The 15678-nt window shown below is 62.3% G+C and carries 24 protein-coding genes; 6 read left to right on the top strand and 18 right to left on the bottom strand.

Features of this window, described 5'->3' with window-relative positions:
* Positions 1-33: 33 nt before the first annotated feature.
* From yidD to AC13F2_RS09625, 4 genes are all read right to left on the bottom strand, one after another.
* Positions 34-243: a membrane protein insertion efficiency factor YidD gene (gene yidD / locus AC13F2_RS09640; RefSeq protein ID WP_103022332.1), complete on the bottom strand. Its 210-nt coding sequence runs from the start codon at positions 241-243 to the stop codon at positions 34-36.
* Positions 240-623, bottom strand: coding sequence for a ribonuclease P protein component (gene rnpA, locus AC13F2_RS09635; RefSeq protein WP_482964318.1), 384 nt, complete (start codon positions 621-623; stop codon positions 240-242). The genes yidD and rnpA overlap by 4 nt, the downstream gene beginning before the upstream one ends.
* An 88-nt stretch (positions 624-711) precedes the next feature.
* Positions 712-846, bottom strand: coding sequence for a 50S ribosomal protein L34 (gene rpmH / locus AC13F2_RS09630; protein ID WP_057884309.1), 135 nt, complete (start codon positions 844-846; stop codon positions 712-714).
* Between the two features lie 123 nt (positions 847-969).
* On the bottom strand, positions 970-1899 hold the full coding sequence (locus tag AC13F2_RS09625; protein WP_482964268.1) for an alpha/beta hydrolase: 930 nt from the start codon (positions 1897-1899) through the stop codon (positions 970-972).
* Between the two features lie 119 nt (positions 1900-2018).
* Here AC13F2_RS09625 and AC13F2_RS09620 point away from each other — a divergent pair, with 119 nt between their 5' ends.
* On the top strand, positions 2019-3527 hold the full coding sequence (locus AC13F2_RS09620; protein ID WP_482964319.1) for a YifB family Mg chelatase-like AAA ATPase: 1509 nt from the start codon (positions 2019-2021) through the stop codon (positions 3525-3527).
* A gap of 34 nt (positions 3528-3561) precedes the next feature.
* On the opposite strand, the gene AC13F2_RS09615 is transcribed toward AC13F2_RS09620, so the two are convergent.
* Positions 3562-3909 carry a hypothetical protein gene (locus AC13F2_RS09615; RefSeq protein ID WP_199797711.1) on the bottom strand — a complete coding sequence of 116 codons (348 nt, stop codon included), beginning with the start codon at positions 3907-3909 and terminating at the stop codon, positions 3562-3564.
* A gap of 232 nt (positions 3910-4141) precedes the next feature.
* Here AC13F2_RS09615 and AC13F2_RS09610 point away from each other — a divergent pair, with 232 nt between their 5' ends.
* On the top strand, positions 4142-4939 hold the full coding sequence (locus AC13F2_RS09610; protein WP_482964269.1) for a hypothetical protein: 798 nt from the start codon (positions 4142-4144) through the stop codon (positions 4937-4939).
* Positions 4940-4987: 48 nt separating this feature from the next.
* Here the strand turns inward: AC13F2_RS09610 and AC13F2_RS09605 are convergent, their stop codons facing one another.
* Positions 4988-5542: a winged helix-turn-helix transcriptional regulator gene (locus AC13F2_RS09605; RefSeq protein ID WP_221596192.1), complete on the bottom strand. Its 555-nt coding sequence runs from the start codon at positions 5540-5542 to the stop codon at positions 4988-4990.
* A 183-nt stretch (positions 5543-5725) separates the two neighbouring features.
* Here AC13F2_RS09605 and AC13F2_RS09600 point away from each other — a divergent pair, with 183 nt between their 5' ends.
* Positions 5726-6067, top strand: a complete 342-nt coding sequence (locus AC13F2_RS09600) for a DUF8200 family protein (RefSeq protein ID WP_103022329.1) — start codon at positions 5726-5728, stop codon at positions 6065-6067.
* Between the two features lie 67 nt (positions 6068-6134).
* Here AC13F2_RS09600 and AC13F2_RS09595 read toward each other — a convergent pair whose 3' ends face one another.
* The 9 genes from AC13F2_RS09595 to hisB all read right to left on the bottom strand — a co-directional run bounded on the left by AC13F2_RS09595 (position 6135) and on the right by hisB (position 10784).
* Positions 6135-6740 (bottom strand): HAD family hydrolase, encoded by a 606-nt coding sequence (locus AC13F2_RS09595; RefSeq protein WP_221596196.1) that lies wholly within the window; start codon positions 6738-6740, stop codon positions 6135-6137.
* Between the two features lie 89 nt (positions 6741-6829).
* Positions 6830-6955: a type B 50S ribosomal protein L36 gene (gene ykgO, locus AC13F2_RS09590; RefSeq protein ID WP_006833921.1), complete on the bottom strand. Its 126-nt coding sequence runs from the start codon at positions 6953-6955 to the stop codon at positions 6830-6832.
* Positions 6956-7081: 126 nt separating this feature from the next.
* Positions 7082-7477: a histidine triad nucleotide-binding protein gene (locus AC13F2_RS09585; RefSeq protein WP_221596198.1), complete on the bottom strand. Its 396-nt coding sequence runs from the start codon at positions 7475-7477 to the stop codon at positions 7082-7084.
* On the bottom strand, positions 7477-7791 hold the full coding sequence (locus AC13F2_RS09580; RefSeq protein ID WP_221596200.1) for a phosphoribosyl-ATP diphosphatase: 315 nt from the start codon (positions 7789-7791) through the stop codon (positions 7477-7479). Before AC13F2_RS09580 ends, AC13F2_RS09585 begins: the two co-directional genes overlap by 1 nt.
* Before the next feature lie 33 nt (positions 7792-7824).
* A complete protein-coding gene (locus tag AC13F2_RS09575) occupies positions 7825-7986 on the bottom strand; it encodes a hypothetical protein (protein WP_482964270.1) in 162 nt (53 codons plus the stop codon).
* Between the two features lie 73 nt (positions 7987-8059).
* Positions 8060-8830 carry an imidazole glycerol phosphate synthase subunit HisF gene (gene hisF, locus AC13F2_RS09570; RefSeq protein ID WP_482964271.1) on the bottom strand — a complete coding sequence of 257 codons (771 nt, stop codon included), beginning with the start codon at positions 8828-8830 and terminating at the stop codon, positions 8060-8062.
* Positions 8831-8846: 16 nt separating this feature from the next.
* Positions 8847-9575, bottom strand: coding sequence for a 1-(5-phosphoribosyl)-5-[(5-phosphoribosylamino)methylideneamino]imidazole-4-carboxamide isomerase (hisA, locus tag AC13F2_RS09565; RefSeq protein WP_196846907.1), 729 nt, complete (start codon positions 9573-9575; stop codon positions 8847-8849).
* Complete coding sequence (gene hisH / locus AC13F2_RS09560) at positions 9572-10198, bottom strand: imidazole glycerol phosphate synthase subunit HisH (protein WP_272020510.1); 627 nt, start codon at positions 10196-10198, stop codon at positions 9572-9574. The genes hisA and hisH overlap by 4 nt, the downstream gene beginning before the upstream one ends.
* Positions 10191-10784, bottom strand: a complete 594-nt coding sequence (hisB, locus tag AC13F2_RS09555; protein ID WP_103022688.1) for an imidazoleglycerol-phosphate dehydratase HisB — start codon at positions 10782-10784, stop codon at positions 10191-10193. Before hisB ends, hisH begins: the two co-directional genes overlap by 8 nt.
* Before the next feature lie 114 nt (positions 10785-10898).
* Here hisB and AC13F2_RS09550 point away from each other — a divergent pair, with 114 nt between their 5' ends.
* The 3 genes from AC13F2_RS09550 to gmk are packed head-to-tail and all read left to right on the top strand — an operon-like array spanning position 10899 to position 12584.
* Positions 10899-11402 carry an SspB family protein gene (locus AC13F2_RS09550; protein ID WP_103022323.1) on the top strand — a complete coding sequence of 168 codons (504 nt, stop codon included), beginning with the start codon at positions 10899-10901 and terminating at the stop codon, positions 11400-11402.
* Between the two features lie 32 nt (positions 11403-11434).
* Positions 11435-11881, top strand: coding sequence for a hypothetical protein (locus tag AC13F2_RS09545; protein ID WP_482964272.1), 447 nt, complete (start codon positions 11435-11437; stop codon positions 11879-11881).
* Between the two features lie 55 nt (positions 11882-11936).
* A complete protein-coding gene (gene gmk, locus AC13F2_RS09540) occupies positions 11937-12584 on the top strand; it encodes a guanylate kinase (RefSeq protein WP_103022321.1) in 648 nt (215 codons plus the stop codon).
* 40 nt (positions 12585-12624) lie between these two features.
* Here gmk and AC13F2_RS09535 read toward each other — a convergent pair whose 3' ends face one another.
* The 3 genes from AC13F2_RS09535 to AC13F2_RS09525 all read right to left on the bottom strand — a co-directional run bounded on the left by AC13F2_RS09535 (position 12625) and on the right by AC13F2_RS09525 (position 15675).
* Positions 12625-13578, bottom strand: coding sequence for a hypothetical protein (locus AC13F2_RS09535; protein WP_221596208.1), 954 nt, complete (start codon positions 13576-13578; stop codon positions 12625-12627).
* 145 nt (positions 13579-13723) lie between these two features.
* Entirely contained in the window at positions 13724-14521 is a 798-nt protein-coding gene (locus AC13F2_RS09530) for an SDR family NAD(P)-dependent oxidoreductase (protein ID WP_196847947.1), read from the bottom strand.
* Positions 14522-14535: 14 nt separating this feature from the next.
* Entirely contained in the window at positions 14536-15675 is a 1140-nt protein-coding gene (locus AC13F2_RS09525; protein WP_221596210.1) for an acyl-CoA dehydrogenase family protein, read from the bottom strand.
* Positions 15676-15678: the final 3 nt, after the last annotated feature.

The following is a 15678-nucleotide window of genomic DNA, read 5'->3' as shown; positions in this document are numbered from 1 at the left end:
TGTGGGGCGGTGTCTTAGCCTGTCAAGACAGTGCTAGGGCACCGGGTCGTGGCCATGACCGCCCCAGGGGTGGCAGCGCATTATACGCTTCGTCGCCAACCATCCACCCTTGATCGCACCGTATTTCGTCAACGCCTCTATGGCGTACTGGCTGCAGGATGGCTGATAGCGGCAGGTGGAAGGCAGAATGAGGCTGGGCCCCAACTGCCAGAAGCGGGCAATCCAGATGAGCGGATACTTCATGCCCGGCGGCTCCGGCGGTGACGCGGCGGCCGCGGGCGGTCACCCTTGTTTTCCGCGGCGCGGGTGAGGGCCGCGGCCAGTTCGGTGCGCAAGGCAGCGAAATCACGCTCCACACCGCCGTCACGGCCGATAAGGATGTGGTCATGGTCGGGCAGCCCGCCTTCCGGCAGCGCCGCCCACAGGAGTTCGCGAAAGCGCCGCTTCATCCGGTTGCGGACCACGGCGTTACCGACCTTCTTGGTCACCGTTATGCCGTACCGCATGCCCTTCCCGCCATTGGGATTGGCCAGCAGCACGAATCCCGGGCGCGCAACGCGCAACCCCCGATTCGCAGCGAGGAAGTCGCTGCGCTTGCCGATCACGGAAAGAGATGGATGCATGGAAGCCAGATACGCGAACGGGCCCCCGAATGGGAGCCCGCCAGCATTTTCGGTGATTGTCGCCACGCCTGAGGCGCAGCGGCTCATATCACGCGCAGAGCTTCTTGCGGCCGCGGGCGCGGCGAGCGCGGAGAACCTTGCGGCCACCCGGAGTAGCCTTGCGAGCGAAGAAACCGTGGCGGCGTGCACGCACGAGGTTCGAGGGCTGGAATGTCCGCTTCATCGGATCGTCCTTACAAAAGAATTTCGTTCAGTTTCGGCACGTACGAATCGCGCCAACAAAAAGGGCCGCTGCTGCCAGCGACCGCCTACAGGGCCGCGCGATTAGGCGAAGCCCGCCTTGTCGTCAAGAGAAAGTAACGTCGGCATAGGCCAGTTTCGGGGCCGGTTGCACCGGCTTTGACTGCGCGCGCACCGTGGCAGGCTGGGGGTGTCCAGTCCAGCGGCGCATGTCGCCGGCACCAAGCCACAAGGCGCCGTGATGCGGTACGGAATTGGTGAAATCGTAAAAGGCACGCGCCTGATCGCTGCTCATCCCCATTTCGCGATAGTAATCGAGATACTGCCGGTTTTCCGGTGAATCGATCGAGAAATCACCCGCCTCGCGGCCATAGGGATCCATCCAGCTATGCACTGCGAATTCGGCACCCTGGCTGATGTCCCGCTGAACGCCGGCGAAGAAAAGCTCGACCGCGCCCGACCGTACCGACCCGATGGCCGGAACATGAGTTACCAGCCTCGCAGCGCGAATCATGCGCCCCAACCTGAGATTTGCGCGATCGTCCTGGGTGCCCGGACATTCGACCAAGTCGAGCTGGCGCAGACGGGGGAAATCCCTCAACATCGCGCGAAACTGGCCGGGCGTGGAAGCATCGGTTTCACCGATCATGGCCACCCGCCTGTCGTCGAGTACGAGGAACGGCCCATATTGTGCGATGCCGTTGCGATAACTGCGGAAACGGCGGTCGACGAATGCGGGCGGTGTCCAGGCGGGCAAGGCCGCAGCCTCATAGGCTTGCGGGCGGATCGCAGCGAACTGCAGGGTTTCTGCATGTTGCGGGACCGTCGGTCGGGCTGCCCCGGTCGAAGCGATCGCCTGCCCCTGATGTGTCTTTTGTACGGAGGATATCGACACATACACCACTGGCAGATTGACCAGCGCCAGCGATTGCGCGGAAATCGGCGATGCGATCAGGGCGCCGAGGGCGGACAGCAGGAGCGCAGCAAAGCGAAACATCCCGCATGCGTGCAGCAGGGCAAGTTTCCAGCTTGCCAATGCATATGCCTAAAGTGTTGTTAGGCATGATTCTTCGCCGTGGTTCTGAACCCGCTTTCCGCTCGACATTCGTCTGGCTTGCCGTCATCACACGGGCGAATTCGGGGTGGGGGTTAACTCTGGTCGCACTAGTAAAAACGGTCGCTTATCTAGGGTTGGAAGCGCGCAGCGTAGAGGTGCAATGCTCCGTCGCGCCGGGCTTGCCCAAGTTCAATATCGTCGGGCTGGCGGACAAGGCCGTCGGCGAAAGCAAGGAACGCGTTCGCGCCGCGCTGTCGAGCATGGGGCTTGCCTTGCCGCCCAAGCGAATCACCATCAATCTGTCCCCGGCCGACCTGCCGAAGGAAGGATCGCATTACGATCTTCCCATCGCACTCGCCCTGCTTGCCGCAATGGGGGTCACGGATGCGGAACAGTTGGGCGACTGGATCGCGGTAGGGGAACTGGCGCTCGACGCGCGAATCGTACCCTCGCCGGGCGTCCTGCTCGCCGCCATCCATGCAAGCGAGCAGGAAATCGGACTTATCTGCCCCAGGGCTCAGGGGTCGGAAGCACGCTGGGCGAGCGAAGTCCCGGTATGCGCGGCCCCCGATCTCGCCAGTCTGCTCAATCATCTGAAGGGAACTCAGCGTCTGCCCGATCCGGAACCCGGCGTGGTCGAAAGCGAACCGGTCGGTAGCGATCTCAAGCAGGTCAAAGGGCAGGAAACTGCAAAGCGCGCGCTGGAAATCGCTGCGGCAGGCGGACACAATCTCCTGATGATCGGGCCTCCCGGCGCGGGCAAGAGCCTTCTGGCCAGCTGCCTTCCCGGCATTCTCCCTCCGCTTTCGCCGTCGGAAGCACTGGAGGTCAGCATGGTGCAGTCCGTGGCCGGAACGCTGGAAGAAGGGCGTATCAGCCGCGCCCGTCCGTTTCGCGCGCCGCACCATTCGGCGAGCATGGCAGCGCTCACTGGCGGAGGGTTGCGGGTCAAGCCAGGCGAGGTCAGCCTCGCGCATCTGGGCGTCCTGTTCCTCGATGAATTGCCGGAATTCCAGCGTGCCGTGCTCGATTCGCTGCGACAGCCGCTCGAGACAGGCAAGGTCGATGTTGCGCGTGCCAATGCGCACGTGTCCTTTCCCGCCAACGTCCAGTTTGTCGCGGCTATGAACCCATGTCGCTGCGGCCATCTGGGCGATGCCGCGCTGGCCTGTAGCCGGGCGCCGCGGTGTGCCGCCGATTATCAGAGCAAGGTTTCCGGCCCCATGCTCGACAGGATCGATCTGCATGTCGAGGTCGATCCGGTCAGCGCCGCCGACCTTGCCCTTCCGCCCCCGGCAGAGGGGAGCGCACAAGTTGCCGCGCGCGTGTCACAGGCGCGAGAGCGGCAGACAGCCCGGTTCGATGCGACGAAGGCCCGGACCAATGCGGATCTCGAAGGGGACGCGCTGGAACATTTTGCCACACCTGACGAGGCCGGGCGGCAACTACTTATGCAGGCGGCAACAGCCATGCGCCTGTCGGCACGCAGCTATACGCGCATGCTTCGCGTGGCGCGTACGATCGCCGATCTCGCCGGTGCAGAGGAAGTCGGCCGGATCCATGTTGCTGAGGCGCTCAGTTATCGCAGACAGGCGCCCAGAGCCTGATGGCCCTCGACCGCAGCGCCATGACGCGTGGCGATCAATCCTCGCTCATGTCGAGGTTGAGCCTGACCGTTTCGTGTTCGTAATCGCCTTCGAATTTCTTGAGGAAATCCTCGATCGGCATCTGCTGACCGCGATCGACCAGCGGGTTCGCCCGCGACATCTCGATCGCCTTCAGTTCTTCCGGGGTCATGCGGACATGAATGTACGGCACCCATATTTCGCCGAATTCGGCCTGTTGATACCAGACATCGAGAATGTCGTAGGACGCCCATTGCCCGTTCGGCTCTTTCAGTCGGATGCCTTCGCCAATGCGCGGCACACACATCGCTTTGATACGATGCACGTCCTGGTGCGTTTCATTCTGAACTTCGATTTCGATCACAATGGCCCGTCCGCGCTGCAGGGTTGGATTCGCGAAATGCCATTTTGTGACGGCGACGTGTTGAGATCGTTTTAACGATGACGTCACGGTGGCACTGAGCGGTGATATTCACACGCCCCTATGCTTTTCTTGTAACTGCGCATCGTTTGGCCCATGCGGAAATACGTGGGGTAGGCATGAATTGTCGGCTTGCGCCGGCTAGAGGCATTGACGTCAGAACGCCGCAGTATCCGTGACAGAACGCACCACCCCGATCGATTCGCTGCGGCGACGCTATGGCGAACTACGTCCCGAACTGCGCCAGCGGTTGCCCGCACTGGCGCTGGCACTGGCGCTCGAAGCCCTGTTGGTTCTTATACTGCTTTCACTTGGATCGGTGAAAGAGCAGGCAGGTCAGGTTCGCGACACGCTGGTTGCTTTCACGTCGGCCCCCGATGAGGCAGACCAGCCTGACGAAGCCCCGGCACCTTCTGCCGCCGCGCCGGCGCCAGCGCCGCAACAGCCCACTGCTGAACAGCCACCCCAGGACGAAACGACACCGCAGCCGCCCGTTTCGCAGCCAGTGCCAGTCCCCAGACCGATCCTGCGGAACGATTTCTCGCTCCAGGAGACGCCGAGACAGGCGCCGTCCGCTTCCCCGGCGCAGGGTCCGCCCGCGCAGGCCTATGGCCCGCCAGACACTCCCGCCCCCGGGGACACGCCGCGCATCGCCGGCAGCGGGCCCAATGGCGAACCGCTATATGCCGCTCGCTGGTACAGGCGACCGTATGATGATGAACTGGCCGGTTATCTTTCTACTGCCCAAGGCCCCGGCTGGGGCCTGATCGACTGCAGGACCGCTCCCGACTTCCGCGTGGAAGATTGCGTGATCGTCGGCGAATCGCCTCAGGGCTCGGGCATTGGCCGCGCGGTCCAGGCGGCGGCATGGCAATTCAAGGTCCGCCCACCGCAAAAAGGCGGTCGCCCCATGGTGGGCGAATGGGTGAGAATAAGGATCGATTACGGAATCAGAGGCGCTGCAGCGCGATAGACCACTGTGAGCAGGGGCTCCTCGCCCGATTGTGCGGGTACATACTGCTCAAGCAGCGTTCTTGGTCTTCTGCCCGCCGGTAAATTGTACGACGTCGCCCCGATCGATCGGCTCGCCGCCCTCGGCTTTTGATCCATCCGCACGAATTCCGAGATTGTTCCGTTCGACGAGGTGAAGGTCTGCCGGGCCGAGAATGCGGCCATCGTGACTGAGGATCGACGTCGGCCCGATCGGCAGCCGGTCGCGTTCGTCGACGAGCACAGGATTTTCGACCACTTCTGCGCCGTATTTCTGCCCCCACTGGCGCAGAGCCACCATGGCCGGGAGCAGGTCCAGCCCTTTTTCGGTCAGGCGATATTCGATCTTGCGCTTGTCGTCAGCACAGGGGTCCCGCTTGAGAATTCCGTTTTCGACCAGCTTGGCGAGACGGTTGGACAGGATATTGCGGGCAATGCCCAGTTCAGTGAGAAATTCTTCGAAGTGGTGCAGCCCGTTGAAACTCGCGCGCAGAATCATGAAAGACCATCGTTCTCCCATCGCCTCCAACGCCTGTGGCAGGCCACATTCGGTCAGTTCACGCAGCGGTTCGCGGATCTCGCCCATAATTTCAGTCCTTTTCCAGAAACCTATCTAGCGCAAAAAACCATTTTGCCAAATTCTTCAAATTTAGGTTGCATTACGAAACCTATGTCGCTATCCGGTCTTTCAGGATAAGTTGCGAATTGCAACCTAGTTGCAACAACAGCAATCTCCGTTGAAAAATTTGCAATTAGAAAGGGACTTCTCATGACCACTCTCTCGCGATCAACCAATGTCGGCGCGCTTGCGGCCGCATTTGCTTACACCACGCTCATCTTCGGCGCCGCCATCGCCCCGTCCAGCGCGGAAGCAAAATCCGGCTCCATGTTCTACACCGTCGAACTGGCACAGCCGGTGACCAAGACATCGACCACTATCGCTGGCGGCGTGGCTTGGGCTTGCAAGGGCACCACCTGTGTCGCGCAGAAAAGCAACTCGCGCCCGCTCCGCGTCTGCCGCGAACTGCAGCGCGAACATGGCCAGATCACATCCTTCACGGCCAAGGATGAAGCGCTGGATGCCGACAATCTTGCCAAGTGCAACGCATGATCCAGTCGATCCCCACCCCTCTCCATCGGGTGGCAACTCAGGACCCCGGCTCAGGCCGGGGTCTTTTTCATATCAGCCCCCGCCTCTCGAGATCAGCCTCCAGTCGAGGCGCATCGACGAAATGATGCACCTGCCAGCCGCAGTTCGCCGCACCTTCGATATTGGCGTGATTGTCGTCGATGAAGAGCATCGCTTCTGCCGGATAGCCGAACCGCGTCTCGGCAAGATCGAAGATTGCCGCGTCGGGCTTGGCCAGCTTTTCCGTACCCGACACCACGATATCGCGAAACGTATCGAATATGGGTGCCGTGGGCCTGAAGCCCGCCCAGAATTCATGTCCGAAATTGGTGATCGCGAATAGCGGCACACCGCGTCTGTCGAGCCGATCCACCAGCGCATGACTGCCGGGCACCGGCCCCGGAATGGTTTCGTTGAAACGCGCGGCATAAGCACGGATTTCCGGTTCGAAATCGGGGAACTGCGCGATCCGTTCCGGCACCATTTCCGACAGAGGTTTTCCCTGATCGTGCTGGAAATGCCATTCCTCGGTCACGACGTCATCGAGCAGTGTCTGTAAACGCACCGGATCGTCGACGATCTTCTCGAACAGCTGGGCGAGACGCCATTGATAGAGCACTCGCCCCACATCGAACACGACCGCTTCGACCTGCATCACGCCACCTCAAACACGAACGGCCCGCACTCCTCATCGGAGCCGGGCCGGTCGAACAACGCATCCGCCCTTATCGGGCGGAGCCGCAATTAGCCCTGGCGGGCCTTGAAACGGCGGTTGGTCTTATTGATAACATAGGTGCGCCCACGGCGGCGGATCACGCGGCAATCGCGATGACGGCTCTTGAGCGACTTGAGGCTGTTGCGGATCTTCATGATGTCTCTCGTGAAATAAATGCGCGCCGGAGATGGTGCTCCGACGCGCCGAAATCAAGCGGCCCGTTAACCGGCCCCGGGGATTCGGTCAACCTCTTTCCGGCTTCGCCGCAGGACCGGGTCGACTTACTTGCCCGCCCCGCGTCCCCTCGCAATCATCGGCCCCAGCGGCTCGCCGCCGAAGAGATGGACATGCAGATGCGGGACCTCCTGGCCCCCGTGCGCGCCGATATTCGCCATCATGCGATAACCGGGCTCCACCAGCCCAAGATCGCGGGCGACCTTGCCGACAGCGCGGACGAAACCGGCGATCTCGTCCGGCCCCGCCTTTGCGCTGAAATCGTCCCAGCTGACATATCGCCCCTTGGGAATGACCAGCACATGGACCTGCGCCTGCGCATTGATATCTTCGAAGGCGTAAGCCCACTCGTCCTCGTAGACCTTGTTCGATGGTATCTCGCCCCGCAAGATCTTGGCGAAGATATTGTCGTCGTCATACGGCTGGGTCGGATCGATCGGCATTACGCGCTCCTGCTGGCTTTTTCCTCGATACCCGAAACGCCCTCGCGCCGGTCGAGTTCGGCCAGAACATCGGCAAGCGGAACGTCGCGCGCATTCAGGGCGACAATCAGGTGGAAGAGAATATCGGCTGCTTCGCCGACCAGTTCCTCACCGCTTCCCGAAAGGACTGCAACCGCGGCTTCGACGCCTTCCTCGCCCAGCTTGCGGGCGATCTGCGGCAGGCCCTTGGCATGGAGGCTCGCGACATAGCTCTGGGACGGATCGGCCGTACGTCGCTGCGCGATCGTCTGTTCGAGGCGGGATAGCGTTTCCATGACCCGCGCTATGCACGGACCGCCCTTACAGCGTCAATCCGGGTTACGTCCCAGCAGGAAACGCCCGACCACCACACCGGCTAGCCCGATCAGAACCAGCACCATGGCACTGGGTTCGACCATTTGCAGGTGCATGGCAGTGGAACCTCCGATATTCGCAATATGCGCAGCAAGCGAGACGAACTGGAGGGTCATGGGGCGCCCTTACCACCTTCTTTGCCTGGCGCCTGCAATCAAGTCGGGTCGTCCCGCCGCGGGACGAAACCCCCTAACCGCGCGCCGGCAACCCAGCCGCGCGCAAGGCAGCATGCGCTTCGGCGATGGTATGTTCCCCGAAATGAAAGATCGAGGCGGCCAGAACGGCACTGGCGTGGCCGCGCGTCACGCCTTCCACCAGATGCTCTAGCGTGCCGACGCCTCCGCTGGCGATCACCGGCACGGAAACCGAATCCGCGATCGCCCTAGTCAGTTCGACATCGTATCCCTGCTTGGTGCCGTCGCCATCCATCGATGTGACCAGCAATTCCCCCGCGCCCAGTTCCGCCAGCCTGACCGCGTGTTCGATGGCATCGATACCGGTCGGCTTGCGTCCGCCATGGGTGAATATCTCCCAGCCGCGCACCGAACCGCTCGTTGCGGCGCGGGCATCGACACTGGCAACCACGCACTGGCTGCCGAACTTTTCGGCAATCTCCCGCACCAGTTCAGGGCGGGATACGGCAGCCGAATTGACGGCGACCTTGTCGGCGCCGGCCAGCAGCAATGCGCGGGCATCCTCGACACTGCGCACGCCGCCTCCGACGGTCAGCGGCATGAAACAGAACTCCGCCGTGCGGCGTACCATGTCGAGGAGCGTGCCGCGTCCTTCATGACTGGCCGAAATATCGAGAAAACAGAGCTCGTCGGCGCCTGCCCGGTCATAGGCCTGGGCCTGTTCTACCGGATCGCCCGCATCCTTGAGATCGACGAAATTGACGCCCTTCACCACGCGCCCGTCGCGCACATCGAGACAGGGGATGACGCGAACCCTCACGGTCATGGCAAAACCCTCACCCTCATTGCCGTGCCGCCATGGCGAGCGCTGCCGCAAGGTCCAGGCGCCCGTCATAGAGCGCCCGCCCGGTGATGACCCCTTCGATGCCTTCATTGGCGTAGAGCGAAAGGACATGGATGTCGTCGAGCCCCTTCACGCCGCCGCTGGCGATGACCGGGATATCGACGCGCCTCGCGAGATCGACGGTCGCGTCGATGTTCACGCCCTTAAGCAGGCCATCGCGCCCGATGTCGGTGAACAGCAGGCTGGCAACTCCCGCGTCTTCGAACCGGCGCGCCATGTCGACAATCGACACATCGGAAACTTCGGCCCAGCCATCGGTCGCGACCATGCCGTCGCGCGCATCGACCGCTACGACTATGCCGCCTTCATACTCGCGGGCCATGTCCTTGACGAATTGCGGATCTTTCAGCGCCGCGGTCCCGATCACGATGCGCGCAACGCCCGCCTCGAACCAGCCTTCGACATCAGCTGGCGTGCGAATGCCACCGCCCAATTGCACATAACCCGGGAATGCCGCGACGATCGCCTCCACCGCTTCGCGGTTCTGCGCCGAACCCGCGAACGAGCCGTCCAGATCGACAACATGCAGATGGCCTGCCCCGGCAGCGTCGAAAAGTCTGGCCTGCGCGGCCGGATCATCGCCATAGACCGTCGCGCGGTCCATATCGCCTTCGGCAAGGCGGACGACTTCGCCGCCCTTCAGGTCGATTGCGGGGAAAACGATCACGGCTTCCACTCCAGAAACTTGCTCAACAGGTCCAGCCCGTAGGCCTGGCTCTTTTCGGGATGGAACTGCACGCCGACCACATTGTCGCGGCCCACTGCCGCCACCAGCCCGCCGCCATGATCGCTCATCGCCAGCACATCTTCGCGGTAACGCGCCTTGAAGTGGTAGGAATGCAGGAAATAGGCTTCGCCTTCGGCAACGACTTCGTGCCTTCGTGCATGCGGCAGGGGTGCCACATCGTTCCAGCCCATATGCGGCACCTTTACGCTGGTATCGATCGGCTCGATCAGACGAACGGTCCCGTCGATCCAGCCGAGACCCGGTGTCTCGCCGTGTTCCAGCCCCCGCGCGGCGAGCAACTGCATGCCGACGCAAATGCCCAGGAAGGGCGCCCCGCCGACGAAGACACGTTCGTGCATCGCTTCGATCACGCCCTGTTCGGCCCGCAGTCCTTCGGCGCAGGCCCGGAACGACCCGACGCCCGGCAGAACGATACGGTCTGCCGCGCGCAGCACGTCCGGGTCAGCGGTGACCTTTACCGTCGCGCCCACCTTGCGGAGCGCGTTCTCGACCGAGTGCAGATTGCCCGCGCCGTAATCAACGAGGGCGACTATCTCAGCCACCCAACTGCCCTTTCGTGCTCGGGATCGTGCCGCCCTTGCGCGGATCGACTTCGACCGCAGCCCGCATAGCACGGGCAAAGCCCTTGTAGATCGCCTCGCAGATATGGTGGTTGTTGGTGCCGTATAGCAGTTCGACATGCAGCGTCAGGCCGCAGGTCTGCGCGACCGAATGGAACCAGTGCTCGATCAGCTCGGTGTCCCACTCGCCCAGCTTTTCCTGGCTGAAGCCTGCGCGCCACACGAGATAGGGTCGCCCGGAAATGTCGAGCGCTACCCGGGCCAGCGTTTCGTCCATGGGCGAATAGGCACTGCCATAACGCGCGATACCGCCTTTATCGCCCAGAGCGGCGGACAGTGCCTGGCCGAGCGCCAATGCGCTGTCCTCGGTCGTATGATGCTGATCGACATGCAGATCACCTTCCACCTTCAGGGTCACGTCGATCAGCGAATGTTTCGCAAATTGTTCGACCATGTGGTCGAGGAAACCGATGCCCGTTGCGACGTCATAGCTTCCTGTGCCGTCGAGATTGACGTCCACAAGAATATTGGTTTCCGCAGTGTTACGCTCGATACGGCCTGTACGCATGGCAGCCGCGCTAGAGCGGTGGCGGGCGGGGCGCAAGAAATTGCGCATATCGGCAGGGTAAAGGCGCGCTTAAAGCGCTTGACCCATGACGCGCCTCGCTCCACCTAGCAGCGCATGAGCGAAGAGACGCCCGACAGCCTGATCCCTTACGATTCCATCGTCCAGGAAGCCTTGCGCGCCGTCGTCGGGCGTGTGCTGAGTGAAATCGAAGATGGTGGCGGCGAACTTCCCGGCGCCCATCACTTTTACATCACCTTCAAGACACATGCTCCGGGCGTATCCATCCCGGCCAGCCTGCGCGAACGGTTCCCTGACGAAATGACGATCGTGCTCCAGAACAAATTCTGGAACCTCAATGTCCGGGAAGACGGTTTTGCCGTCGGCCTGTCGTTCAATCAGGTGCCGGCAGAACTGGACATTCCTTACGCGGCTATCACGCAGTTCGTCGATCCTGCCGTGGATTTCGGGCTCCAGTTTCAGGCCACTGTCAACGACATGGCCCCCGCTCCAACCGAACATCCCGACAATGACGGTACGGAACAGGCCGCAGAGGAAGGCGTTAAGGGAGCAGACGACGGTTCGAATGTCGTCACGGTCGATTTCGGCCGCAAGAAGTAGGCGCCGGGCCGTCCCGGCAAGCGGGGCAGGACATGGCGAAACGCCGGAAAAACAGGCAGGACAAACCAGATCACATCACCGACATGGTCGGTGAACCCATCAGTGCACCCGATCGCGCCGCGAGACATCGGCACGTGGTCGCCGGGCCCAGCACGAACCCCGCAACCAATCTCATCATTCATGACATTGCGCTGCGCAGTGCCGGGCGCCTGTCGCGGATGGCGGTTGAGAAAGCCGTCCTTGGCAAACAGTACGGCACGAAGTTTGCCAAGGAAGCGGTCGAAAACCGCTCCGTGTTGCAAACGCTGGCGGCTTACGGCGTGACCAAAGTCGCTACCCGTTCTGTTCCGGGGGCCTTGGTGGTGGGCACCGGCCTTGCCCTGAAAGTGCTGTTCGACCGCAGTCAGTCGAAACGCAAGGCCCGCAGAGAAGGCGACCGGTCCTTGCGCAGGCAGGCCGGGCGCGACGACAAGAACTGAAACTTATCCGTCGGCAGGACTTGATTCGCCTGTGCCTCATGCGCCAACAGCGCGCATGACCGATTCCACGATTTCGCACGACAAACTGGCCCGGCGGGGCCTGCTCTTCATCCTTTCATCGCCCAGCGGTGCAGGCAAGACGACGATCAGCCGCATGTTGCTGGGCGCCGACGAAGAGATCAAACTGTCGGTCAGCGCGACGACCCGCCCTCCTCGTCCGGGCGAAATCGACGGGGTGCATTATTATTTCGTCGATGACGCCGAATTCGACCGCATGGTCGAGGAAGACGATTTCTACGAATGGGCGCCCGTGTTCGGCCATCGCTACGGCACCCCCAAGGGGCGGATCCGCGGCGCGCTCAAGGAAGGCCAGGACTTTCTGTTCGACATCGACTGGCAGGGTACGCAGCAGCTCTACCAGAAGGATCAGCAGGACGTCGTCCGGGTGTTCATCCTCCCGCCAAGCATCGCCGAACTGGAACGGCGGCTGCGTAGCCGGGGTACCGATGCCGACGATGTAATCGCCGCCCGCATGGAACGTGCGCGCGCGGAAATCAGCCACTGGGATGCTTACGACTACGTCGTCATCAATGAAAATGTGAACGCGTGTTTTGCGAAAGTGCGCGAAATTCTCGATGCCGAACGCATGAAGCGCCAGCGCCAGACCGGGCTGATCCCGTTCGTTCGCGAACTCATGAACTAGCAGACGGGCGGGCCTGTCGCCCTGCCCGTCCGGTTATGGATCAGCTGCCGATCAGCGATCCGATGTACTTGCGCACATCGTCTTCGTCTTCCTCGCCTTCATCGTCCACCTTGACGACATAGAAGACGACGAACACTTCCTCGCGCGAAGGTCCGGCGAGCGATCCGACGAAATTGCCGGCGAAGCCATTGGCTTCGTCCTCGATCAGCCCATTGAAGAATCCGTTGGTACCCACGTTCCCGGAAATGGGGAGAACGGCCCGTACGACGTTATTGCCATTGACGGTTTCCAGAATACGGATCGTGCCGTTGATCTTGATGTTGTTCCCGTCAGGACCGACGACCAAAGTGGTTTCGGGCGACGTGATGGCGCCGGACGGCGTTACGCCTGCCTCGCCGCCGGTCGCCTGCGGCGTGCCGGTATAGGAAAGGTTGGCCGTGATAGTGGTATCCGTGGTGACCGGATTGAAGAACAGCGCATAGCGGAAGCTGCGCAGCGTGCCGGGCACCGTGTCGCGGATGAATGACTGCGACTTTTCATAGGCGACGCGCAGAACGTGCTCGAACGGCAGCTCCATCTGGAGCCCGTCCGTGGTTCCCTTGCGATACGTCCTGATCGTGGGGGACGAATTCAGCAGGTTTGCTGCCGTGAAACTTTCCAGCTCGAGCGTGTCGGGCCAAGTGTATTCGACGTTCTCCGGCGCGACCTCATATGTGATCGTGCTCTGGCCGTTGCGGCGCGAACCGTCGCTCCACACTTCGGTGCCGCCTTCCGGCGCGAAATAGGCGAAGGCATAGGCCGAGTTGGTGATGCTCGACGTGAAATCGGTCGAGAAATCGAAATCGACTTCGGTCGGCGTCGGCGTGGGGCTCGGCGAGGGCCCGGGCGTCGGGCTTTCGGTGGGGGTCGGGGTCGGCGAATCGTCACCGCCGCACGCGGTTACGAGAACGCAGCACAGTGCTGCACTGATGGCACGGACGGAAACACTACGCACTTTATCGACCCCTCACCGCTGGCGAATGCCGGCTGACTGCTTGAAAAATATTCGCGCCAGTTAGCTTGGCAGCAACGCCACCCGCAAGGAAATTCCGCTCTCCTTCAACGGGTAGTGGCGCTTATCGGATCAACGGTTCGAACCCTTATCCCGGATCGGCAAAGTGGGTCGGAAGCAGAGCATTCACAATGCCGCCATCGACCGTCAGCGTCTCGCCGATGGTATAGTCCCCGGCCCTGCTGGCGAGGTATACGGCGGTGCCGCCCATATCCAGCTTGTCGCCCACGCGCTTGCTCGGAATGCCGGCGGCCGATTTCTCCTCATGGTCGCGCGCTGCACGGTTCATGCTGGACGGGAAAGCCCCCGGTGCCAGGCTGGTGACGTAGATGTGGTCCTTCACCAGCCGCGCCGCCATCCGGCGGGTCAGGTGGATGAGCGCAGCCTTCGACGCTTGGTAGCTGTAGGTCTCCCACGGATTGACCCGCTGCCCGTCGATCGAGGTGATGTTGATCACCTTGCCCGGCTTGTCCGCACTGGCGGCGGCGGTCAGCAGCGTGTGCAGTTTCTGGGTCAGGAAGAACGGCGTCTTCACATTGAGGTCCATGACCTTGTCCCAGCCCGCTTCCGGGAACTCAAGATAGTCGACGCCCCAGGCCGCCCCGGCATTGTTGACAAGGATATCGAGCTTGCTCTCGCGGCTCGACAGCTCTTCCACCAGCGCCTCGATGCCCGAGATCGTCGACAGATCGCCCTGGATGCCGATCACCCTGTCGCCCAGCTCGGCGCAGGTTTCCTCGATCTCGTCGATCTTGCGCGCGCTGATGTAAACGCGCTCGATCCCGGCGGCGAGGAAGCCTTCGACGATCATCTTGCCGATGCCGCGGCTCCCGCCCGTGACGAGCGCAACGCGCCCCTTGAGGCTGAACAGGTCTTCAAGCGTCATCATGTCTCTCCCGCTCAATAACCGCTCAGCTCGGCAACGCGGCCGGCGTGGTAATACTGGTCGCCCAGGAATTCCTGCAGCGCCCGGTCGCGCTTCATGTAGAGCCCGATATCGTATTCGTCGGTCATGCCGATGCCGCCATGCATCTGCACGCCTTCGCGCACGGCCAGTCCCGCCACCTTGGCCACCTTGGCCTTGGCGACCGATGCCATCAGATCGGCTTTTTCGCTGCCGCCGTCGACAAGCTGGGCTGCCTTGATCGTGACCGCGCGGGCGATCTCGACTTCGGAATAGAGATGCGCGGCGCGATGCTGCAGCGCCTGGAATTCGCCGATCACCTTGCCGAACTGCTTGCGCTGGCGCAGGTAATCCACCGTCATGTCCATCGCGCCGCGGGCGACGCCCACGCCTTCCGCTGCCGAACCGACGCGGCCCGCCATCAGCATGGCGTTGAGGACTTCGCGCCCGCCGTCGACTTCGCCGATCACGGAATCGCCGTCCAGCTCCACGCCGTCGAAGGTGATGTGGCTGGCCATCGAACTGTCGACCAGGCGCACGCTGTCGTGGCTCATGCCCGCGGCGTCCTGCGGCACGGCGAACAGGGTCACGCCTTCGTCGTCGCTGTCACTGCCCGAAGTCCGGGCAGCCACCACGATCATCTCGCTGCTGGCGCCATAGACCACGAAATCCTTCTTGCCCGACAGGCGAAAGCCATTGCCCGATTTCTCGGCCTTGCAGGCAATCGTTTCGGGCCGGTGCTTGGGCCCTTCGTCGATCGCGACGGCATAGACCTTGTCACCCGAAATCAGGTCCGGAAGCCAGCGGCCCTTCACATCGTTGCTTCCGTGCTTGAGCGCAGTCGCAGCCAGCACGGAAGACGACAGGAAGGGCGACGGCGTCAGATTGCGCCCGATTTCCTCGAGCACGATGTTCGCTTCCACCTGGCCCATGCCGAGCCCGCCGTCGTCTTCGCCCACCAGCATGCCGGTGAAGCCCATTTCGCCGAACTGCTTCCACAGGGCATGGCCGAAACCGTCCTTGCAGTTGCGGTCGCGCCAGTGGCGCAGCTGGTTCTTGATCGACCCTTCTTCCGCCATGAACTGGTTGGCGGTTTCGGCCAGCATCGTCTGGTCGTCGTCGTAATACAGAGGCATCGA

It is taken from the genome of Qipengyuania sp. L-5Y (genome assembly GCF_056859455.1).
This window is presented reverse-complemented; position numbering and strand designations above follow the sequence as displayed.

What these genes read in the sequence shown, in the direction of transcription:
- yidD (WP_103022332.1), bottom strand. Translation starts at nt 243, where the DNA reads ATGAAGTATCCGCTCATCTGGATTGCCCGCTTCTGGCAGTTGGGGCCC.
- rnpA (WP_482964318.1), bottom strand. Translation starts at nt 623, where the DNA reads ATGCATCCATCTCTTTCCGTGATCGGCAAGCGCAGCGACTTCCTCGCT.
- rpmH (WP_057884309.1), bottom strand. Translation starts at nt 846, where the DNA reads ATGAAGCGGACATTCCAGCCCTCGAACCTCGTGCGTGCACGCCGCCAC.
- AC13F2_RS09605 (WP_221596192.1), bottom strand. Translation starts at nt 5,542, where the DNA reads ATGGGCGAGATCCGCGAACCGCTGCGTGAACTGACCGAATGTGGCCTG.
- AC13F2_RS09600 (WP_103022329.1), top strand. Translation starts at nt 5,726, where the DNA reads ATGACCACTCTCTCGCGATCAACCAATGTCGGCGCGCTTGCGGCCGCA.
- AC13F2_RS09595 (WP_221596196.1), bottom strand. Translation starts at nt 6,740, where the DNA reads ATGCAGGTCGAAGCGGTCGTGTTCGATGTGGGGCGAGTGCTCTATCAA.
- ykgO (WP_006833921.1), bottom strand. Translation starts at nt 6,955, where the DNA reads ATGAAGATCCGCAACAGCCTCAAGTCGCTCAAGAGCCGTCATCGCGAT.
- AC13F2_RS09585 (WP_221596198.1), bottom strand. Translation starts at nt 7,477, where the DNA reads ATGCCGATCGATCCGACCCAGCCGTATGACGACGACAATATCTTCGCC.
- AC13F2_RS09580 (WP_221596200.1), bottom strand. Translation starts at nt 7,791, where the DNA reads ATGGAAACGCTATCCCGCCTCGAACAGACGATCGCGCAGCGACGTACG.
- AC13F2_RS09575 (WP_482964270.1), bottom strand. Translation starts at nt 7,986, where the DNA reads ATGACCCTCCAGTTCGTCTCGCTTGCTGCGCATATTGCGAATATCGGA.
- hisF (WP_482964271.1), bottom strand. Translation starts at nt 8,830, where the DNA reads ATGACCGTGAGGGTTCGCGTCATCCCCTGTCTCGATGTGCGCGACGGG.
- hisB (WP_103022688.1), bottom strand. Translation starts at nt 10,784, where the DNA reads ATGCGTACAGGCCGTATCGAGCGTAACACTGCGGAAACCAATATTCTT.
- AC13F2_RS09550 (WP_103022323.1), top strand. Translation starts at nt 10,899, where the DNA reads ATGAGCGAAGAGACGCCCGACAGCCTGATCCCTTACGATTCCATCGTC.
- AC13F2_RS09545 (WP_482964272.1), top strand. Translation starts at nt 11,435, where the DNA reads ATGGCGAAACGCCGGAAAAACAGGCAGGACAAACCAGATCACATCACC.
- gmk (WP_103022321.1), top strand. Translation starts at nt 11,937, where the DNA reads ATGACCGATTCCACGATTTCGCACGACAAACTGGCCCGGCGGGGCCTG.
- AC13F2_RS09530 (WP_196847947.1), bottom strand. Translation starts at nt 14,521, where the DNA reads ATGACGCTTGAAGACCTGTTCAGCCTCAAGGGGCGCGTTGCGCTCGTC.
- AC13F2_RS09525 (WP_221596210.1), bottom strand. Translation starts at nt 15,675, where the DNA reads ATGCCTCTGTATTACGACGACGACCAGACGATGCTGGCCGAAACCGCC.